At 69.4% G+C, this 19567-nt stretch carries 16 protein-coding genes and 1 pseudogene; 8 read left to right on the forward strand and 9 right to left on the reverse strand.

Features of this window, described 5'->3' with window-relative positions:
• Window positions 1-183 precede the first annotated feature (183 nt).
• The 4 genes from ACFXHE_RS14015 (at window position 184) to ACFXHE_RS14030 (ending at window position 2873) form a co-directional block, all read left to right on the forward strand.
• Window positions 184-714: a DUF4395 domain-containing protein gene (locus ACFXHE_RS14015; protein ID WP_379383007.1), complete on the forward strand. Its 531-nt coding sequence runs from the start codon at window positions 184-186 to the stop codon at window positions 712-714.
• Between the two features lie 70 nt (window positions 715-784).
• Window positions 785-1618 (forward strand): sulfurtransferase, encoded by an 834-nt coding sequence (locus tag ACFXHE_RS14020; RefSeq protein WP_364606039.1) that lies wholly within the window; start codon window positions 785-787, stop codon window positions 1616-1618.
• A 6-nt stretch (window positions 1619-1624) separates the two neighbouring features.
• Window positions 1625-1930: a DUF1416 domain-containing protein gene (locus tag ACFXHE_RS14025; protein ID WP_354830981.1), complete on the forward strand. Its 306-nt coding sequence runs from the start codon at window positions 1625-1627 to the stop codon at window positions 1928-1930.
• Window positions 1931-2204: 274 nt separating this feature from the next.
• Window positions 2205-2873 (forward strand): FABP family protein, encoded by a 669-nt coding sequence (locus ACFXHE_RS14030; protein ID WP_379383438.1) that lies wholly within the window; start codon window positions 2205-2207, stop codon window positions 2871-2873.
• A 328-nt stretch (window positions 2874-3201) separates the two neighbouring features.
• Here the strand turns inward: ACFXHE_RS14030 and ACFXHE_RS14035 are convergent, their stop codons facing one another.
• From ACFXHE_RS14035 to ACFXHE_RS14055, 5 genes and pseudogenes are all read right to left on the reverse strand, one after another.
• Window positions 3202-4878, reverse strand: a complete 1677-nt coding sequence (locus ACFXHE_RS14035) for an ATP-binding cassette domain-containing protein (protein ID WP_379383009.1) — start codon at window positions 4876-4878, stop codon at window positions 3202-3204.
• Between the two features lie 335 nt (window positions 4879-5213).
• Window positions 5214-6938, reverse strand: a pseudogene (cydD, locus tag ACFXHE_RS14040) (thiol reductant ABC exporter subunit CydD); the annotation flags it as partial.
• A 66-nt stretch (window positions 6939-7004) separates the two neighbouring features.
• A complete protein-coding gene (cydB, locus tag ACFXHE_RS14045; RefSeq protein ID WP_379383011.1) occupies window positions 7005-8054 on the reverse strand; it encodes a cytochrome d ubiquinol oxidase subunit II in 1050 nt (349 codons plus the stop codon).
• 9 nt (window positions 8055-8063) lie between these two features.
• Complete coding sequence (locus ACFXHE_RS14050) at window positions 8064-9539, reverse strand: cytochrome ubiquinol oxidase subunit I (protein ID WP_379383013.1); 1476 nt, start codon at window positions 9537-9539, stop codon at window positions 8064-8066.
• A 179-nt stretch (window positions 9540-9718) separates the two neighbouring features.
• Window positions 9719-10645 carry an aminodeoxychorismate lyase gene (locus tag ACFXHE_RS14055; RefSeq protein ID WP_379383015.1) on the reverse strand — a complete coding sequence of 309 codons (927 nt, stop codon included), beginning with the start codon at window positions 10643-10645 and terminating at the stop codon, window positions 9719-9721.
• Window positions 10646-10964: 319 nt separating this feature from the next.
• On the opposite strand from ACFXHE_RS14055, the gene ACFXHE_RS14060 reads away from it, so the two are divergent.
• The 4 genes from ACFXHE_RS14060 (at window position 10965) to ACFXHE_RS14075 (ending at window position 14137) form a co-directional block, all read left to right on the forward strand.
• On the forward strand, window positions 10965-12080 hold the full coding sequence (locus ACFXHE_RS14060; protein WP_379383017.1) for a YgfZ/GcvT domain-containing protein: 1116 nt from the start codon (window positions 10965-10967) through the stop codon (window positions 12078-12080).
• Window positions 12077-12748 (forward strand): MOSC domain-containing protein, encoded by a 672-nt coding sequence (locus ACFXHE_RS14065; protein WP_379383019.1) that lies wholly within the window; start codon window positions 12077-12079, stop codon window positions 12746-12748. Before ACFXHE_RS14060 ends, ACFXHE_RS14065 begins: the two co-directional genes overlap by 4 nt.
• A 26-nt stretch (window positions 12749-12774) precedes the next feature.
• On the forward strand, window positions 12775-13737 hold the full coding sequence (locus ACFXHE_RS14070; RefSeq protein WP_379383021.1) for an asparaginase: 963 nt from the start codon (window positions 12775-12777) through the stop codon (window positions 13735-13737).
• 187 nt (window positions 13738-13924) lie between these two features.
• Window positions 13925-14137 carry a DUF3073 domain-containing protein gene (locus ACFXHE_RS14075; protein ID WP_071811571.1) on the forward strand — a complete coding sequence of 71 codons (213 nt, stop codon included), beginning with the start codon at window positions 13925-13927 and terminating at the stop codon, window positions 14135-14137.
• A 345-nt stretch (window positions 14138-14482) separates the two neighbouring features.
• On the opposite strand, the gene purM is transcribed toward ACFXHE_RS14075, so the two are convergent.
• The 4 genes from purM to ACFXHE_RS14095 all read right to left on the reverse strand — a co-directional run bounded on the left by purM (window position 14483) and on the right by ACFXHE_RS14095 (window position 19506).
• Window positions 14483-15562, reverse strand: a complete 1080-nt coding sequence (gene purM / locus ACFXHE_RS14080; protein ID WP_356998884.1) for a phosphoribosylformylglycinamidine cyclo-ligase — start codon at window positions 15560-15562, stop codon at window positions 14483-14485.
• Window positions 15563-15744: 182 nt separating this feature from the next.
• Window positions 15745-17481, reverse strand: a complete 1737-nt coding sequence (locus ACFXHE_RS14085; RefSeq protein WP_379383023.1) for an ABC transporter ATP-binding protein — start codon at window positions 17479-17481, stop codon at window positions 15745-15747.
• On the reverse strand, window positions 17474-18496 hold the full coding sequence (locus ACFXHE_RS14090; RefSeq protein ID WP_379383025.1) for an ABC transporter permease: 1023 nt from the start codon (window positions 18494-18496) through the stop codon (window positions 17474-17476). Before ACFXHE_RS14090 ends, ACFXHE_RS14085 begins: the two co-directional genes overlap by 8 nt.
• A complete protein-coding gene (locus ACFXHE_RS14095) occupies window positions 18496-19506 on the reverse strand; it encodes an ABC transporter permease (RefSeq protein WP_379383440.1) in 1011 nt (336 codons plus the stop codon). Before ACFXHE_RS14095 ends, ACFXHE_RS14090 begins: the two co-directional genes overlap by 1 nt.
• Window positions 19507-19567: the final 61 nt, after the last annotated feature.

Here is a 19567-nt window from a genome sequence, read left to right on the forward strand (position 1 = left end):
AGCTGATGCTCACCCGACGCCGCACGGTAGACCTGTGCCGGCTCGGTGGTTGTTGCTGCCTGTGCCGCTAGCCGGTCGGCCTTTCGTATTCCTCTGTCGCCGACCGGATTTGTCCCGCTGTCGAGAGATCGTTTCGATCCTCCGGCGATCTGGCCAATACACCTTCAGCGCAGGAGTACTCCCATGCCGAACCCTCATCCGAGCACATCACCCGCAGGGCGAAGCACATCACCCGCCGGGCAGGTGGATGTTCGCGGCCCCCGCTTCGCCGCCTGGATCACCACCGCGGTGCTCGCCCTCGTTCTGATCCTCGCCGCCGTCTCGGTTCCCGCCGCCACCGTGCTGCTGGCGTTGCAGGCCATCGTGTTCGGCCTGGGCGCGGCCCACGGTCCGCGCCGGAGCCCGTACGGCCGGCTCTACGCCGCGGCGGTCGCCCCGCGCATCGGTGCCCCGACCGAGCTGGAACCCGTTGCGCCGCTGCGCTTCGCGCAGCTGGTGGGCCTGGCCTTCGCGGTGCTGGGCGTGCTGGGTTTCGCGGCCGGCAGCCCCGTGGCGGGCGCTATCTTCACCGGATTCGCGCTGTTCGCAGCCTTCCTCAACGCGGCCTTCGGAATCTGCCTGGGCTGCAAGATCTATCCGCTGGTCGCGCGGTTCCGCTCGGCCCCGGGCAGCACCGTCCCGACCTCGACCAGCTCCGTGAACTCCTCTGTCTGACCCCCGAACCGTCCATCCCTCAACCACACGAACGCAACGCCTGTACCGGCACCGCATCGAAAGGAACAACATGGCTCGCTCCGATGTCCTGGTCTCCGCAGACTGGGTCGAAGAGAACCTCAACACCCCGGGCGTCGTCCTCGTCGAGGTCGACGAAGACACCTCGGCCTACGACCTGGGACACATCGAGGGCGCCGTGCGTCTCGACTGGAAGAAGGACCTGCAGGACCAGGTTCGCCGCGACTTCGTGAACCAGGAGCAGTTCTCTGCCCTGCTGTCCGAGCGTGGCATCGCCAACGACGACACCGTGGTGCTGTACGGCGGCAACAACAACTGGTTCGCGGCCTACGCCTACTGGTACTTCAAGCTGTACGGCCACCAGGACGTCAAGCTGCTCGACGGCGGCCGCAAGAAGTGGGAGCTGGACGGCCGTGAGCTGACCAAGGAGATCAAGGACCGCGCTGCCACCGAGTACAAGGCCGCCGCGCAGGACCTGTCCATCCGCGCCTTCCGCGACGAGGTCATCGAGGCCATCGGCGCCAAGAACCTGGTCGATGTGCGCTCCCCCGACGAGTTCTCGGGCAAGATCCTGGCTCCCGCGCACCTGCCGCAGGAGCAGTCGCAGCGTCCGGGCCACATCCCGACCGCCATCAACGTGCCGTGGTCCAAGGCCGCGAACGAGGACGGCACCTTCAAGAGCGACGCCGAGCTGGCGGAGATCTACAAGGAGGCCGGGCTGGACGGCGACAAGCTGACCATCGCCTACTGCCGCATCGGTGAGCGTTCCTCGCACACCTGGTTCGTGCTGCAGGAGCTGCTGGGCCACCAGAACGTCAAGAACTACGACGGGTCCTGGACCGAGTACGGGTCCCTCGTCGGTGCACCGATCGAGTTGGGAGCGTAATTACCTATGTGTGCAGCACCTACCCAGGGCCAGGCCCTGCCCGCCAACGTCGACGTCGAGAAGGAGACGGTCATCACCGGCCGCGTCCTGACCGCTGACGGCCAGACCGTCGGTGGCGCGTTCGTCCGCCTGCTGGACGGCAACGGCGACTTCACCGCCGAGGTCGTGGCCTCGGGCACCGGCGACTTCCGCTTCTTCGCGGCGCCGGGCACGTGGACCCTGCGCGCGCTGTCCGCGTCCGGCAACGGCACCGTCGAGGTGTCGCCGGAGGGCGCCGGCATCCACAACGTGGACGTCAGCGTCGCCAAGTAGGCGAAACATCAAGAACGGCCCCGGGATTCGTGATCCCGGGGCCGTTCTCGTGCGTGCCGGAGTTTTTCCCGGGGTCGTTTTCACGTGATCCCGGCGGTGCGATTAGACTCCCAGCCGTGGTGCTTACCTTCGAGATTCTGCTGGTTCTCGTCTCCGTGCTGATCGCCTGGTTCGGTCTGTACGTCCTCTACCGGCTGTTCACCGAGTCGTGACAGATCCGGCCCACGAGAACATCGAAAACGGAGTGGCCAACGGTTCGTCGTCGTCGACGCCGATCGTTCGCCACGACGAGGGCGCGAAGCCCGCTGATGCTGCCGCCCCCCGGCGCAGCGGCGACCAGGCGGTCGCGGACGCGGCCGAGCGTGCCAAGTCGACCGGGGCGCTGAACGTTCCGACGCTCCCCGATCTGCCGTTGCCCGTCGATACCGCGAACCTGCGGCTGGGCCCGGATCTGAGTTCCTCCATGCTCGCGCTGCTGCCGCTGGTCGGCGTGTGGCGCGGTGAGGGCGAGGGCAATGATTTCGAGACCGGCGACTACCGCTTCGGTCAGCAGATCATCGTCTCGCACGACGGCGGCGACTACCTGACCTGGGAGGCGCGCTCCTGGAAGCTGGACGCCCAGGGCGAGTACGCGGGCCCGGATCTGCGGGAGAGCGGTTTCTGGCGGGTCGGCATCGACGGTGACGACGAGGTGCTGGAGCTGCTGCTCACCCACTCCACCGGCATTGTCGAGCTGTTCTACGGCCAGGCGCTCACCCAGTCCTCCTGGGAGCTGGCCACCGACGTGGTGATCCGCAGCCAGTCCGGCATCGTGGTGGGCGGCGCGAAGCGGCTCTACGGCATTGTCGAGGGCGGCGACCTGGGCTACGTCGAGGAGCGCATCGCCGCCGACGGCGCACTGGAGCCGCGGCTCTCGGCGCGGTTGCAGCGGTACATCGGCTAGCAGATTCAGCGAAGCCTCGTCCGGCCGGACGGGGCTTTTTCATGCGTGGATGTGCTGAAAAGGGTACGGCCCCCGAGTCATACCAGCGGAAGATGCAACATTTTCACGCTGATCCGGTCGGACGGACCGTAACTCGGGGGCCGGGTGACTGCCTTGGATTCGCGAGGGCTCGCGCGATCGGAATCCGATTGCAGCGGTAGCGCCTAGCTGGCAGCCACCTCACGCGTCCTAGAAATCATTCTCGAACCACCTCCTTCCTGTGTACCGACGAAATTAGTCGGGTGAGACAGCGGCGGCAACGTATTTTCTCGGATCGCGAAATCGCAGGTCAGGTCGGCGTTGTGGGAATAGATCGAGCGATGGCGACGGTGCCGCCCGGCTCGACGCGAACGATGGTGTCCGCCTTCGTGTCCGGCGGCAGCTGGTGGGTGACGACGACCACGGTGCGGTCGCGCTCCACCAGGCCACTGGATTCGTCGAGCAGGCGGCGCAGCAGCTCGGCCCCGGCTTCGGCCTCCAGGTGCTCGGTGGGTTCGTCGAGCAGCAGTACGCGGGCCGGGGCGAGCAGGGCGCGGGCCAGCAGGAGGCGCCGGCGCTGACCGCCCGAGACCGCGGCCGCGCCGCCGACCAGATCGGTCTCGACGCCGCCGGGGAGGGAGTCCAGCCAGTCGCCGGCTCCGACCGCGCGCAGAGCGGATTCGGCCTCGCCCGGGGTGATGTCGCCGCGGGCCACGCGCAGGTTCTCCAGCACCGTGGTGCCGAACAGGTGCGCGTCCTCGGCGAAGAAGGTGACGCCCGGGCGCGGCGTCTCGAAGAGCCCGGCCCAGGACATCAGCAGCGTGGTCTTGCCCGCGCCGCTGGGGCCGACCACGGCGATCCGGCGGCCCGGCGGCAGCGCGGGGAGATTCGGTGCGGGAGCCGCGGATTCGCCGTGCTCGAGCCGATCCAGGCGGTGCAGGGCGGCGCGGCCGGTGGTGAGGGCCTGCGCGGCGGCCGGGAGCACCGCCACGGCCTCGAAGGCGGACAGCGGGACCAGGACCAGCACCGTGAACGCCATCGGGGTGATGCCGCCCGGCGGGATGGTCTGGAAGCCCGCGGTCGGGATGGGAGAACCGCTGCCGTACAGCACGATTCCGATGAGCAGCGCGCCCAGCACGCTCGCCCCGATGGACAGTGGCAGCACCGCCGCGGCCCACGCGCTGCGCGCCGCCGCCCGATCCTCCGCCGCGACCGCCCGCTGCCCCGCCGCGGCGGCCGCGCCGACCGCCTCGGAAAGCCGCCCCGCCACCCGCAATTCGGGCGCGTGGTCCAGCACGGTCAGCGCCTCGGCGGTGAACTCGGTGCGATCGGTCCGCACCGCGAGCTCCGCCTCCCGGGCCGCGCGCGCCGACAGCCACGGCGCGATGATGCCCGAAACGGCCAGCGCCACTGCCAGAATCACCGCCGCGAGCAGCGAGATACTCGTCAGCAGTCCGACGGCCAGCAGCGACAGGATCAGCGCAACCGCGATCGGGACGAACGCGCGCACCACCACGGCACCGAGATCGTCGATATCGCTCATGACCCGGCCGAGCAGCTCACCGCGCCGCAGATTCGTCGGATCCCCCTGCCGGGCTTCGTCTTCCGCGTCCGCCGGTCCGGCGGCATCGCCGTACACCGGCCCGGTCCGCCGCAACCGCCAGATGTCCGCACCCGCCAGCGTCCGATAGGTCGTGGTCCGCGCGGTGCTCATGGACCGCAACGCCACATCGTGAGTGGCCAGCCGCTCCAGATACCGGCACAGCCCCCGCGAAATACCCAGCGCCCGAACGGTCACCACGGCAATGCTCAGATCCAGCACCGGCGGCATCTGCCACGCCCGCGCAATCAGCCACGCCGCCAACGCCGCCAGCCCGAGCCCGCTCCCGAGCGCCAGCACCCCCCACCCCACCGACAGCGCCATCCGTCCCCGCGACAGCTCGAGCAGCTCCCGAATCCGCCGAAAATCGGCCAGTACCGCCCTCATCGCGCCGACACCTCCATCGAGCTCACCGCACCCGCGCTCCCGGTCGCGCCGCTCCCGGCTCGGCCGAGTGCGCCCCCGTCCGCTCGACGGGGACCGGGATCCGCTCGCGGACCCGATATCGACTCGGCGGCAGCGGTTTCCGGCGCGGGTCCGCAGGCGCCCGGATCCGGAGCGGTCGCTGACCCGTCGATCCCGGTTCCGGCGGATGCGCCGGAAGACCCTGGCGCGGCGTCGCCGCTGAGCTCGGCAGCCGAGTTCGTCGCCGCCTGTGATTGCTGTGGGGCAGCGGCCGTCGTATCCGACTGTGGTTCATGCTCGGACTGCGCCGTGGTGGTGGCCGGAACTTCGACCACGTGGTCGGCGATGGCGAGAACGGACGAACGGTGGGCGACCACGACGACGGTGGCTCCGGCGCGGGCGCGGGCGGTCAGGGCCGCGAGAACCGTTGTCTCGGAGGCATCGTCGAGGTGGGCGGTGGGTTCGTCCAGGAGCAGGATCGAGCGTGGGGCGGCGAGGGTGCGGGTGAGGGCGAGGCGCTGGCGCTGACCAAGGGAGAGGCCGATGCCGCCGGCGCCGAGCACGGTGTCCCAGCGGGATGGGAGGGTGGCCAGGACGGCGTCGAAACCGGTTGCAGCGCAGGCGGCGTCGACCTGGTCGGGGCCGGATGGGGGGCCCAGGAGTTCGAGGTTGGCGCGGAGGGTGCCGGGGACGAGGACGGGGCGCTGGGGGAGCCAGGCGATGTGGGACCACCAGTGGTCGGGGTCCAGGTCGGAGACGGGTATGCCGTCGACGAGAACGCTTCCGGCGTCCGGGGTGACCAGGCCCAGGATGGCTTGCAGCGCAGTCGATTTGCCGCAGCCGTTCGGGCCGGTCAGGACGGTGACCGTGCCCGGCCGGAGGGCCGCGGACAGCCCTTCGGGTGCGTATCCGTCGCGGGACCGCACGGTGAGATCACGGATGTCGATGTGGCCGTCCAGGTTCCGATGCTGGGGTCCGGCCGGCACGGGCGTAGGCGCGGCGGATGCCGCATCGGTGTTCGCGTCGGCGGCCGGCGCGGTGTCCGGCTCGAGGATGGCGAAAGCCTTGTCGGCGGCGGCCATTCCGTCCTGGGCGGCGTGGAAGCGTTCACCGACGGCGCGCAGCGGGAGGTACACCTCGGGGGCGAGGATGAGGGCGAGCAGGCCCGCGTACAGGCCCATGTGGCCGAACACCAGGCGCATGCCGATGGAGACCGCGACCAGGGCCACGCACAGGGTGGCGAGCATTTCCAGGACCATCGAGGACAGGAACGCCAGGCGCAGCGCCGACATGGTCCGGCGGTGCAGCACATCGCCGAGCTCGCGGACCCGGCCCGCCATGCTGCGAGGCGAATCACCGTCTCCCCCAGCGCTGTCCGCGCGTCCCGTCTCGCGGCCGAGCGCGCGCAGGGTCGGCATGCCCGCGAAGAGGTCGAGGAGCTGGTCGGAGAGCCGGGTGGTGGCGGCCAGGGTGCCGGCGGATTTCCCCTGGGTGAGCAGGCCGATGAGGATCATGAAGATCGGGATCAGCGGCAGGGTGACGAAGATGATCAGGCCGGAGACCCAGTCGTGCACCGCGATCACGGCCAGCACCACCGGTGGGACGAGCATCGCCAGCAGCAGGGCGGGCAGGTAGCCCGCGAGGTAGGCGCGCAGCCCGCCCAATCCGGAGCCGACCACGACCGCGAGTTCGGTGCGGCGGCTCTCCAATTCCCGCGGCGGGAGCTGGGCCCCGGCTGCCAGTGCGGCGGTCTCGAGCTCGGCGACCACCTGCGCCCCGGCCCGGTGCGCGAGCCGCGACTGCCACCAGGTGGCGGCCGCCCGGCACCCGACCGCGACCGCGAAGATCACCAGTTCGGCGGTCCAGGAGCCGATGCGGCGCTGATCCGGTTCGGTGATGACCCCCGCGAGCACCCGCGCCAGCGCGAGCGCCGCGACCACGATGCACCCCGTGGTGACCAGCGACAGCCCCACGCTCAGCCCGAGATACCTGCGGGCGGAGCGAGCGTGCCGCCACAGTCGCGGGTCCACCGGTCGTGCCATGGTCGATCTCCTCTGCGAACGGGCGCGCCGGGCCCGTGGACATCACGTCCGGCGCGCCCGCTCCGTTCAGCTCTTCGCGGATTCCATGGGCAGCCCGATCGAGGCCGGGATCTGCTCCACGGTGAGCCGCTTGCGGAACACCCAGTACGTCCAAGCCTGGTAGATCAGCACGATCGGGACCAGGGCCACCGCGACCCAGCTCATCACCACCAGTGTGTAGTGGGTCGAGGACGCCGCCACGGTGCCGCCGCGGCCGTCGACGGTGAGGCTGTACGCGTCATTGATGGTGGACGGCAGCACATTCGGGAACAGCGACCCGAACAGCAGCACGGTGGCCGCCGCGATGGTGACCGCGGTGCCGGTGAAGGCCCAGCCGTCCCGGCCCCGGATGGCGGCGAGACCCGCCACCACCAGCCCGACCACGGCCAGCACCAGCGGAATCCAGGTCCAGCCCTTGCCGTGGGCGAGCTGGGTCCAGATGCCGAAGGACGCCACCACCACCGCGGTGGGCGCGAAGATCAGCCGGATGATGCGGTGGGCGTCGTCGCGCACCTCGCTGCCGGTCTTCAGGGCGATGAACACCGCGCCGTGCAGCAGGAACAGCAGCAGCGTGGCCAGCCCGCCGAGAATGCCGTACGGGTTGAGCAGGTCGAGCAGCGTGCCCTGGATGTGCTTGTGCTCGTTGAGCTGCACACCGCGCACGATGTTCGCGAAGGCCAGGCCCCAGGCCAGCGCCGGAATCCACGACCCGAGCGCGATGCCCACGTCACACCAGGTGCGCCAGCGCGGATCGTTGATCTTGCCGCGCCACTCGATGGCGCAGGCCCGCGCGATCAGCCCGACCAGGATGAGCAGCAGCGCCAGGTAGAACCCGGAGAACAGGCTGGCGTACCACTCCGGGAAGGCGGCGAACATGGCGCCGCCGCCGGTGAGCAGCCACACCTCGTTGCCGTCCCACACCGGGCCGATGGTGTTGAGCACGGTCCGCTTCTTCTGCTCGTTGCCGCGACCGATGATCGGCATCAGCATGCCGACGCCGAAGTCGAAGCCCTCCAGCACGAAATAGCCGGTGAACAGCACCGCGATCAGGAGAAACCAGAATTCTGGGAGACTCATCCTCGGCTCCTAGTAGGCGAAGGAAAGCTTCTCGACGGGCTCCCCGGTCATCTTCGGGGTGCCCGCACCGGTGGATGCCTTCTCGGGTCCGGCGTTCACGTAGCGGCGCATCAGGTAGAACCACGCGATGGCCAGCAGTCCGTAGAGCGCCGTGAAGACGATCAGCGAGGTGAGCACGGTGCCCGCCGATATCCCGGAGACGCCCTGCTGCACCGTCATCCGGATGTGCTGGTCGCCGGTCGGGTTGGGTGCGACCACCCAGGGCTGACGGCCCATCTCGGTGAACACCCAGCCGGAGATATTGCCCAGGTAGGGGGTCGCGATGGCGAGCAGCGAAAGCCACTTGTACCAGGTCTGATCCGGTACCCGGCCGCGGCGGGTGACCCAGAATCCGGCCAGCGCCAACAGGATCGGGCCGGCCATGAAGCCGATCATGGCGCGGAAGGACCAGTAGGTCACGAACAGGTTGGGCCGGTAGTCGCCGACGCCGTACTTCTGGTTGTACTCGACCTGCAGGTCCTTGACGCCCTTCAGGGTGACGCCGGTGAAGTCGCCGCTGGCCAGCCACGGCAGCACGTAGGGCACCTCGATGAGGTGGTCGACGCTGTCGCAGTTGTTGTGGGTGCCGACCGTCAGGACCGAGAAGTCTGGGTCGGTCTCGGTGTGGCACAGCGATTCGGCCGAGGCCATCTTCATGGGCTGCTGCTTGAACATGAGCTTGCCCTGGATGTCACCGGTGAAGATGAGGGCGACCGAGGCGACCAGGATCACGTACAGGCCCAGGCGCGCGCTCGGCCGCCACATGGTGCGGGCCTCCTCGATCGGCGCGTCGCTGCTCTCGGCCTTGCCCTTGCGCGCATTGCGCACCATCCACCATCCGGCGATGCCCGCGACGAAAGTGCCTGCGGTGAGGAAGGATCCGGCCACCACGTGCGGGAAGGCGGCGAGCGTGGTGTTGTTGGTCAGCACCTCCCAGATGCTGTGCAGCTCGGCGCGGCCGGTCTCCGGGTTGTACTTCGCGCCGACCGGGTGCTGCATGAACGAGTTGGCCGCGATGATGAAGTACGCGGAGGCGTTGGTGCCGATGGCGACCAGCCAGATGCAGGCCAGGTGCACTTTCTGCGGCAGGCGGGTCCAGCCGAAGATCCACAGGCCCAGGAAGGTCGATTCCATGAAGAAGGCGACCAGCGCCTCCATGGCCAGCGGGGCGCCGAACACGTCGCCGACGAAGCGGGAGTATTCGCTCCAGCCCATGCCGAACTGGAATTCCTGCACGATGCCGGTGGCGACGCCGAGGGCGAAGTTGATCAGGAACAGCTTGCCGAAAAACTTTGTGAGCCTGAGCCAATGCTCCTTACCGGTGATCACCCAGGCGGTCTGCATGCCCGCGACGAGCGGAGCGAGGCCGATGGTGAGCGGCACCAGGATGAAGTGATAAACGGTGGTAATTCCGAATTGCCAGCGCGCCAGATCTACGACGCTCATCCGACCTCCCTGCCGATCTACGACATGACGTAGTACCAGACATTACGCCCATGGGAGCTCAGATCAACGTATGCCTCACCACAGCGTGCCAGATATTTGCCGGAATGTGATGGACACGCCGCGGCGAATCCCACCGGTCACCGCCGGAACCTGGTGACCGTCAGGGAAACCCGGGCCGATCACCAGTCGGCGAGGCTCCCGGGCAGTGCGATGCCGCGATTGACCATCTCGACGATCTCGTCCGCGTTCTCCGGCGCCGACATGCGCAGTCCGTCCAGGGAATTGACCCGCGCGGCCAGGGTGATCGAGGACAGCATCCAGATCGCGTCGGCGGTGATCAGGTCGGCGGTGAACAGCGGCTCGTACAGGCACTCCCAGCCCGCCTTCTCCGCCTGCGCGAACAATGCGCGCTGAGTGGTGCCGGGCAGCACGCCATTGCGCGCGGGCGGGGTGAGGAGCTTGTTGTCGCGCTGCACAACGACTGTCGAGCGCGGACCCTCCAGCACCCGATGCTCGGTGCTGGTGAAGATGACGTCGTCGGCGCCCATCCGCTGGGCGAACCGCAGCGCGGACATATTGGTCGCGTAGGACAGGCTTTTCGCACCCAGCAGCAGCCACGGCGCGTTCTGCGCCAGGTCGATGGAGATGCCCTTCGAGAGCGTGATCACCGAAACACCTTCGGTGCGAGCCTTTTCCACGCGGTCCGGGACCGGCACCACGAAAACGTAACCGGTGGTTGCCGGTTCGGCGCCGGCCAGGTCCCCGCCCTTGTTCGCCATTCGTTCGCCGGCGGCTCCGTGATCGCTGTCACGCCCCCGGGTGAGCACCATGCGCAACGTCCCCTCACGCTCGCTCCCCCACTGCTCGGCGGCCAGCTCCACCGCGAACCGCCACGCCTCCAGATCCGGCGCGGGCAAATCGAGCGCCTCCGCCGAGCGGCGTAGCCGGGCCAGATGCAACTCCAGTGCACAGGGCACGCCCCCGCGCACCAGCACCGTCTCGAAGATGCCGTCCCCCCGCAGCACCCCGATGTCGTCCGCATACAACAACGGCGCGTCCGGATCCCGGATCGCGCCGTCGAGTGTCACCAAAACCCGTTCCACCATGGACTCGACCCTATGACAGATGGCGCACCCCGGCGGCCATACCGCGCCACCCGCCCCGTCAACCCGCCTGCCACCACGCCGTAAACCTCTGCCCGCGGCCCATTCGCGACATCGTTCCGGACGCGACAAACCCACCCATGACCTGATCACGCCACCCGGTCTCGTCTCCCAACGCGACAACTGATCGCGCACCGATCCGGGTAACTCACCGGATACGTCCACAATCGGTTCGGCTCCCGGCCGCCGGCACGCGTGCCCAACCGGCCACGGCTCTCGAGCCGTGCGCTGAAGGCGCGGAGAGGCGGGTTAGTGTGGGTGTGTGTCCTCATCGGTTGCACCCAGTCCGATTCTGCAGGTTCCAGGGGCTGTCGCGGGGCTGCCGGAGTCACCGGATGCCGCGGTCGCGTGGCATCACGGCGATCCCTTCGGCGAGCAGCGTGCGGCGGTACAGGGGGTCGCGGTGGTCGATCGCTCCCACCGATTCGTGCTGTCGATCACGGGCAAGGAACGGCTGAGCTGGCTGCACACCATCTCCAGTCAGGCGGTCGCCGATCTGGGCGACGGGGAATCCGCCGAGAATCTGGACCTGGATCTGAACGGCCGGGTGCTCAACCACTTCGTGCTCACCGACCTGGACGGCACGGTGTGGATCGACACCGAGGGCGCGCGCGGCCCCGAGCTGCTGAGCTTCCTGCAGAAGATGGTGTTCTGGGCCGACGCGAAACCCGTCGACGCGAACGACCATGCGGTGCTGAGCCTGCTGGGCCCGGATGTGGCCGAGCTCACCGAAACCCTCGGCGTCCCAGCCCTTCCCGGCACCTATCGCGCGGTTCCCCTGCCCGGCGGCGGTTTCCTGCGCCGCATGCCCTGGCCCACCGCCGACTCCTTCGACCTGATCGTCCCGCGCGACCAGCTGGCCACGTGGTGGACGCGGCTACGCGACGCGGGTGCGGCGGCCGCGGGCCTGTGGGCGTTCGAGGCGCTGCGGGTGGCCGCGCTGCGCCCGCGCCTGGGCGTCGACACCGACGACCGCACCATCCCGCACGAGGTGAACTGGATCGGCGGCCCCGCCGAACACGGTGCGGTGCATCTGAACAAGGGCTGCTACCGCGGCCAGGAGACGGTGGCCCGGGTGCACAACCTCGGCAAGCCGCCCCGGCACCTGGTGCTGCTGCACCTGGACGGTTCCGCGGATTCCCGCCCCGCGACCGGCGACCCGGTGACCGCGGGCGGCCGGGCCGTCGGCGTCCTGGGCACCGTGATCGATCACTACGAACTCGGCCCGATCGCCCTCGCCCTGATCAAACGCACCATCCCAGCCGACACCGCGCTGGTGGCGGGCCCGTGTGCGGCGGCCATCGACCCGGATTCGATACCCGCCCACGACGAGCCGCAGGCCGGCCGGCTCGCCGTCGAGAAGCTGCGCGGCCGGTGAACGCCGTCGTTCCGGCCGGCCGGGTGCTGGCCGTCTGCGTCGTGCACGCCGAGCTGGAGGTGCCCGCCCGGTCCTCCAAGGTGGGTCGCACCGCCATCGACAAACGCCCGGTGCCGCACCGGGTTCCGGTCCGGGCGCTGGGACTGGACGGCGACCACGTGTGCGACACCAGACATCACGGCGGCGTGGACCAGGCCGTCTACGCCTATGCGGAGGAGGACGCGCGCCGCTGGGCCACCGAGCTCGGCCGAGACCTCGACGCGGGCTGGTTCGGCGAGAACCTGCGCCTGACCGGCCTGCCCGTGAGCGATGCGGTCATCGGCGAACGCTGGACCATCGGCGACACCCTGCTCGAGGTGTCCGCTCCGCGCGTCCCGTGTTCCACCTTCCAGTGGCACTCCGGCGAACCGCAGTGGGTGAAACGCTTCACCGCACAGGCGAATACCGGCGCCTATCTGCGGGTGCTCACCGAGGGCACGATCGGCGCGGCCGACGAGGTGCGGGTGGTGTACGTGCCCGAGCACCGGATCACCGTCCGCGACCTGTTCACCGGCGCCGACCCGGCCCGCCTGGAACTGCTGGCCGAGGCCGAGCCCACCATCTCCGACGACGTCCGCATGCAGATCGATCGTCACCGCCGCCGTCACGCCGGGGTGGCCGCCCGATGACACCGACTTCCGAGGGGAGCCCTGCCATGAGCGTCGATCTGGTCGAGGTGGTGCGGTCCGGGTTCCGGGAGTGCGTGCACCGAGGCTCGGCGGTGGTGCTGCGCCCGGACGGCGAGCCGCTGGTCGCCGTGGGCGCGGTGCACGGCCCGATCTTCCCGCGCTCCACCAACAAGCCGATGCAGGCACTCACCCTGCTGCGCAACGGTTTCGAGCCGGTGGACGACGCCGAGCTGGCCATCGCCACCGCCTCGCACTTCGGCGAGGCCGATCATGTGGAGCTGGTACAGCGTTTGCTGGACCGCTTCGGCTTCACCGAGGACGATCTCGAGTGCCCGCCCGATCTGCCGTTCGAGGAGCACGCCCGGGCCCAGGCGCTGGCCGGGCGCGACCGCGCGAAGGCGTCCCGTCGCGTCTACATGAACTGCTCCGGCAAGCATGCCGCCATGCTCGCGACCTGCCGGATCAACGACTGGCCCACCCGCGGCTATCTCGAGGTCGGGCACCCGCTGCAGCGGGCCGTGCTGGAGACGGTCGCCGACCTGACCGGTGAACCGGAGACCGATCTGGGCATCGACGGCTGCGGCCTGCCGATCGTACCGGTGTCGCTGGTGAATCTGGCGCGCGCCTACGCGACCTTCGCCACCGCGCCCGAGGACAGCCCGGAACGCCGTGTCGCCGACGCGATTCGCACGCATCCGCGAGTGATTTCCGGCACGGACGGTCCCGATTTCCGGGTGATGACCGCGACCCCCGGCCTGGTGTGCAAGATCGGCGCGGACGGGGTGCACGCCGGCGCGCTGCCGGACGGTTCGGCCTTCGCCTACAAGATCGATGACGGCGCCGATCGCGCGCGACTTCCCCTGACGCTGGCCATTCTCCAGCGTATGGGGGTGCCGTGGACCGACGAGCACGCTGAGCTGGCGGCCCCCGCGGTGCTCGGCGGCGGAACCCGGGTGGGCATCGTCCGAGCGATTCCCGGGGCGCTGTAGCCCCCGGTCGGCAACCTCTTCGCACGGGCCCGGAGATCGCCGGGCCCGGCCCCGGGACGTTTATCCCCCACTCCTGGAAGCGCGACCGCCGGACACACGCTAAAGTGTTCGTCAGGAAGAGTATTAATTCGAACGGGGCCGCCAAACCCACCCCAGGCCGCCCCGCAGTGACGCGAGGGGGTCAGCCATGGGCCGTGGCCGGGCTAAGGCAAAGCAGACCAAGGTTGCACGGGAGCTCAAGTACAGCTCGCCGTCGACCGACTTCTCGAGCCTTCAGCGAGAGCTGTCGGGGAGTCCCTCCGACACACAGCGGAGTGGTGTGCTTTCCGAAGAGCATGACGCGAGCGAATCGCGGTCGAGCTGGGAAGAAGAAGACAGCTACGACGACTGGCGTCGCTGACTCGGATATTTCGACGCACTGCAGGGGGAGGCCGATGGGCTTCCCCCTTTAGCACGTCGTTTTGAGCCGAGAAGCACGCCGCGCTGAAGGTTTGCCAGCAGCACTAGCGGCTCCCCCGCCTCCCCGCGCCTCTGGCGCACGGCTGGGGAGCCGTAGCTGATTCTGCACGCGTGCCGCCCGTTGCGTGCCGACCCGATTCTGGACGTACCCGACGAGTTGCTCTCACCGGAACGAAATCAGTTGTCGCGTTGGGAGATGGGCGATTTGGCTTGCCGCCGGACATAGCGAAGGGCCCCGGCCACTCTCCAGAGTGGCCCGGGCCCTTCGTTCGTTGCTGTCCGGCGCTCAGAAGCGCGGGTGGTCTCCCACCAGGACGGCGCGGGCGGCGTCGGCGTCCTTGGCCTTCTTCACCGTGCCGAGGGTCCAGCAGTCGATGTGGCGAGCGGTGAGGACGGCGAGGGCGCGGTCGGCGTCCTCGGGGGCGACGACGGCGACCATGCCGACGCCCATGTTGAAGGTCTTCTCCATCTCGGCACGCTCGACGCGGCCGCGCTGGGCGATCATCTTGAAGACCGGGGCCGGGTTCCAGGTGCCGCGATCCAGCTCGGCGACCAGGCCGGCGGGGAGCACGCGGGCCAGGTTGGCGGCCAGGCCGCCACCCGTCACGTGGCAGAAGGTGCGGACGTCGGTCTCGGCGATCAGGGCCAGGCAGTCCTTGGCGTAGATCTTGGTCGGCTCGAGCAGTTCCTCGCCGAGGGTGCGGCCGAATTCCTCCACGTGCCCGGTGAGGGACATGCGGTCGATGTCGAGCAGCACCTTGCGGGCCAGCGAGTAGCCGTTGGAGTGCAGGCCGGAGGCGCCCATACCGATCACCACGTCGCCGGGGCGGACGCGGTCCGGGCCGAGCACGGCGTCGGCCTCGACCACGCCGACGCCGGTGGCCGACAGGTCGTAGTCGTCGACGCCCATCAGGCCCGGGTGCTCGGCGGTCTCGCCGCCCAGCAGGGCGCAGCCGGCGATGACGCAGCCCTCGGCGATGCCGGAGACGATCTGCGCGACGCGTTCCGGGACCACCTTGCCGACGGCGATGTAGTCCTGCAGGAACAGCGGTTCGGCGCCGCAGACCACCAGGTCGTCGACGACCATGGCGACCAGGTCGAGGCCGACGGTGTCGTGCTTGTCGAGGGCCTGGGCGACCGCGATCTTGGTGCCGACGCCGTCGGTGGAGGCGGCGAGCAGGGGCTCCTTGTAGCCGCCCTTCAGTGCGAACAGTCCTGCGAAGCCGCCGAGTCCGCCCTGTACTTCGGGGCGGCTGGCCTTCTTGGCCAGGGGAGCGAACAGCTCGACTGCACGGTCACCGGCTTCGATGTCGACGCCGGCCGCCGCGTACGAGGCACCGGCACCGCTGGGGATCTGTTCAGTCATTGTCGGAGAGAGCTCCAAGCCGAATCGATGGATAGATGCCTGCTCACGCTAGCTCACCCGCCTCCCCGACAACTCATCGGGCGGCATAGAGCCGTAGGACTCCAGCACCCGTGTCGGCGGTCAGGTGCCACATCTATTTTGGACGTACCGGCGAGTTACCCATAGCGCCACGAGATCAGTTGTCACGTTTCGTAACGATGCCGACGCCGTTGCTCTACCGGGTCGGGGACGGGGACGGCGGCGACCAGTCGGCGGGTGTACTCCTCGCGTGGGTTGCGCAGGATGTCGTCGTTGCTGCCCTGTTCGATGACGGTCCCGTTGCGGAGCACCACGATCCGGTCGGCCAGCTGATCCACCACGGCGAGGTCGTGGCTGATGAACAGGCAGGCCCAGCCGAACTCGCGCTGGAGGCCCGCGAACAGTTCGAGCACCCGGGCCTGGACGGAGACGTCCAGGGCGCTGGTGGGTTCGTCGGCGACCAGCAGGTCGGGATTGAGCACCAGGGCCCGGGCCAGGCTGACCCGCTGGCGCTGGCCGCCGGAAAGTTCGTGCGGGTAGCGCTTTTCCACCCCGGCCGGGAGTTGCACGTCGTCGAGGAGGCGGCGGACGCGATCGCGGGCGGCCGCACCCTTGGCCTGTTTGTGCACCAGCAGGGGTTCGGCCACGCAGTCGCCGATGGTGAGGCGCGGGTTGAGGGAGGTGGCGGGGTCCTGGAAGACGAAGCCGAAGCGGCGGCGGATGGGCCGCAGCCGGCGTTCGGAGAGCCCCGCGATATCGGTGCCGAGCACCCGGACGCTGCCCGCGGTGGGCCGCTGCAGACCGGCCACGCAGCGGCCGATGGTGGACTTGCCGGAGCCGGATTCGCCGACCAGGCCGAGGGTTTCGCCGCGGCGCAGGGTGAGGCCGACCTCGTTCACGGCCCGGAAGGACGGGCGGCCGAGCGGGGCCGGGAACTCCACCACCAGGCCGGAGACCTCCAGCACGGTGGCGGCGTCGGCCGGGATGGGTTCGCGGACAATCGTTCTCGCCAGTGCCGCTCCGGCCACGGGCGCGGAGTCGGTTCGGGCCTCGACCACAGCGGCCGGTGTACTGTCACCGGGATACTCCGCGGCTTCCCAGTTATCGGGCAGCACATGTAGTTTCGGCACCGCGGCCAGGAGGGCACGGGTGTATTCGTGCTCGGGTTCGGCGAAGAGCTTTTCCACCGGTGCCTCTTCGACGATGCGCCCCTCGCGCATCACCACGACGCGGTCGGCGAGGTCGGCCACGACGCCCATATTGTGGGTGATGAGCACGATGGCCGCGCCGATGCGGTCGCGCAGATCCCGGAGTAGTGCCAGGATTTCGGCCTGCACGGTGACGTCGAGGGCGGTGGTCGGTTCGTCGGCGATGATCACCCGGGGTTCGCAGGCGATGGCGATGGCGATCACCACGCGCTGTTTCTGGCCGCCGGAGAGCTGGTGCGGGTAGTAGTCCACCCGTGCCTCGGGGTCGGGCAGCCCGACGGCGCGCAGCAGTTCGATGGCCTTGGCGCGGGCCGGTTTCCGCTTCATGCCCGAGTGCGCCCGCAGTGCCTCGCCGATCTGGAAGCCGACGGTGAACAGCGGGTCCAGGGCCGCGCCGGGCTCCTGGAAGATCATGGAGACGGCTCCGCCGCGCACCGCGGTGAGTTCCTTCTCGCTCATCCTGGTGATCGCTTTCGCGCCCAGCAGGACGTGCCCGCGGACGCCCGCGGTCGGCGGCAGCAGTCCCATGGCGGTGCGCGAGCTGACTGATTTGCCGGAGCCGGATTCGCCGACCACGGCCAGTACCTCGCCCGGATACACCTGGTAGGACACGTTTTTCACGGCCGTGACGGCCCCGGCGTCGGTGGCGAAGGTGACGGTGAGGGAGTCGAAGGACAGGACGGGTTCAGGCATCGGCCGCCTCCTGCGCGGGTTCGGGTTCGGTGGCCGCGGGCTCGGTGTCGGTGGCCGCCGCGGTGGCGGCGCGGCGGGTGCGCAGCAGCGGGTTGAGCACCTCGTTGAGGCTCTCGCCGACCAGGGTCATGCCGAGCACCACGATCACGATGGCGGCGCCGGGGAATACGCCGGTCCACCAGATGCCGTTGGAGACGTCGGCCAGCGCCTTGTTGAGGTCGTAGCCCCATTCCGCGGCCTGGGTGGGTTCGATGCCGAAGCCGAGGAAGCCCAGCCCGGCCAGCGTGAGGATGGCCTCCGCGCCATTGAGGGTGATGAGTACCGGCAGCGACTGGGTGACATTGGCGAGGATGTGCCGGAACAGGATTCGCAGCGTGGACGCGCCGGTGACGCGCGCGGCGTCCACGTACGGTTCCTGTTTCACCGAGATGGTGGCGTTGCGCACCACCCGGAAGTACTGCGGCACGAAGATGACGGTGATGGCGATGGCCGCCGACAGGATGCCGCCGAAGCTGCTGGACTGCCCGCCGGACACCACGATCGACACCACGATGGCCAGCAGCAGCGACGGGAACGCGTACATGGCGTCCATGAACAGCACCAGCACGCGGTCCACCCAGCGGCCGAGGTAGCCGGACGCCAGGCCGAGCGGCACGCCGACGATGAGCGACAGCACCAGCGACACCGCGATCACCGACAGCGCGGTGCGCGCCCCGAAGAGGACGCGGGAGAGCACGTCCTCCCCGCGCACCGAGGTGCCGAACCAGTGCGCGGCCGACGGCGCCTGCTGCCGCGCGAAATCGACGCCGCCGGAGGCGTTCTGCGCGAATCCGTAGGGCGCCAGCAGGGGCGCGAAGACGGCCACCAGGATGAACCCCGCGACCAGGGCGAGCCCGAGCAGCAGCGTGGCCCGCTGCAACCCGGAGGTCATGCGCACCAGGGCCGTTCCGGGGATCCGCAGCCGGGAGCGGGTCGGCGGGACCGGCGCCCGCACGCCGGTTTCGATGACGGTCATCAGAACCTCACCCTCGGGTCGATCAGCGCCACGATCAGGTCCACCAGGAAGCTCATGACGGCCACCACGATGGCGATGAACGCGACGATGCCCTGCACCGCCACGAAGTCGCGCGCCTGCAGGTAGGTGGCGAGCTGGTAGCCCAATCCCTTCCATTCGAAGGTGGTTTCGGTGAGCACCGCGCCGCCGAGCATCATGGCGATCTGCATGCCCATGACGGTGACCACCGGGATGAGGGCATTGCGGAAGGCGTGCCGCCCGGTGACGACGCGGTCGGACAGGCCGCGGGCCCGGGCGGCCTCCACGTAGCCCGAGCGCAGGGTCTGGATCAGGTTGATCCGCACCAGTCGCAGGAACACGCCTGCGGTGAGCAGGCCCAGCGCGACCGCCGGCAGCACAGCGTGTTTCAGCACGTCGACGATGTTCCCGGTGTCGCCGTAGAGGATCGCGTCGACGATCATGATGTTGGTCTTGGGCGACACGTGCTGCAGCTGCAGCTCCACGGTCGTGCTCGCCCGCCCGGCCACGGGCAGCCAGCCCAGCTTGACCGCGAAGATCAGCTTCAACAGCAGGCCCACGAAGAACACCGGGGCCGCGTACACCAGGATCGCGAACAACCGCAGGCTCACGTCGGCGGCCGAATCCCGTTTGGTGGCGGCATATCTGCCAAGCGGCACCCCGACCGCGAAGGCCACGAGGAGCGCCCAGAACACCAGTTCCAGCGTGGCCGCGCCGTAGGTGACGATGACGTCGCTGATGGCCCGATTGTCCTGGGAGCGGCCGAAATCCCCGCGCAGCAGACCGGACAGGTAGTCCCGGTACTGGGTGAGGATGGGCCGGGTGAGTCCGGCGGCCTCCTTGCGCCGCTGCAACTCCTCGGGGGTGAGCCGCCCGCCCTGCGCGGCGGTGATGGGATCGCCGATCACCCGCATCAGGAAGAAGACCAGGGTCACCAGGATCCAGGTGGTGGGGATGATGAGCAGGGCTCGTACCCCGAGGTACCGCGCCAGCGCGCCGTAGCGGGTGTCGCCGCGGCGGGCCGGGAAGAACCTGCGGTGCGTTCGTATACCC

It is taken from the genome of Nocardia sp. NPDC059229 (assembly GCF_042754165.1).
Classification (GTDB): domain Bacteria; phylum Actinomycetota; class Actinomycetes; order Mycobacteriales; family Mycobacteriaceae; genus Nocardia.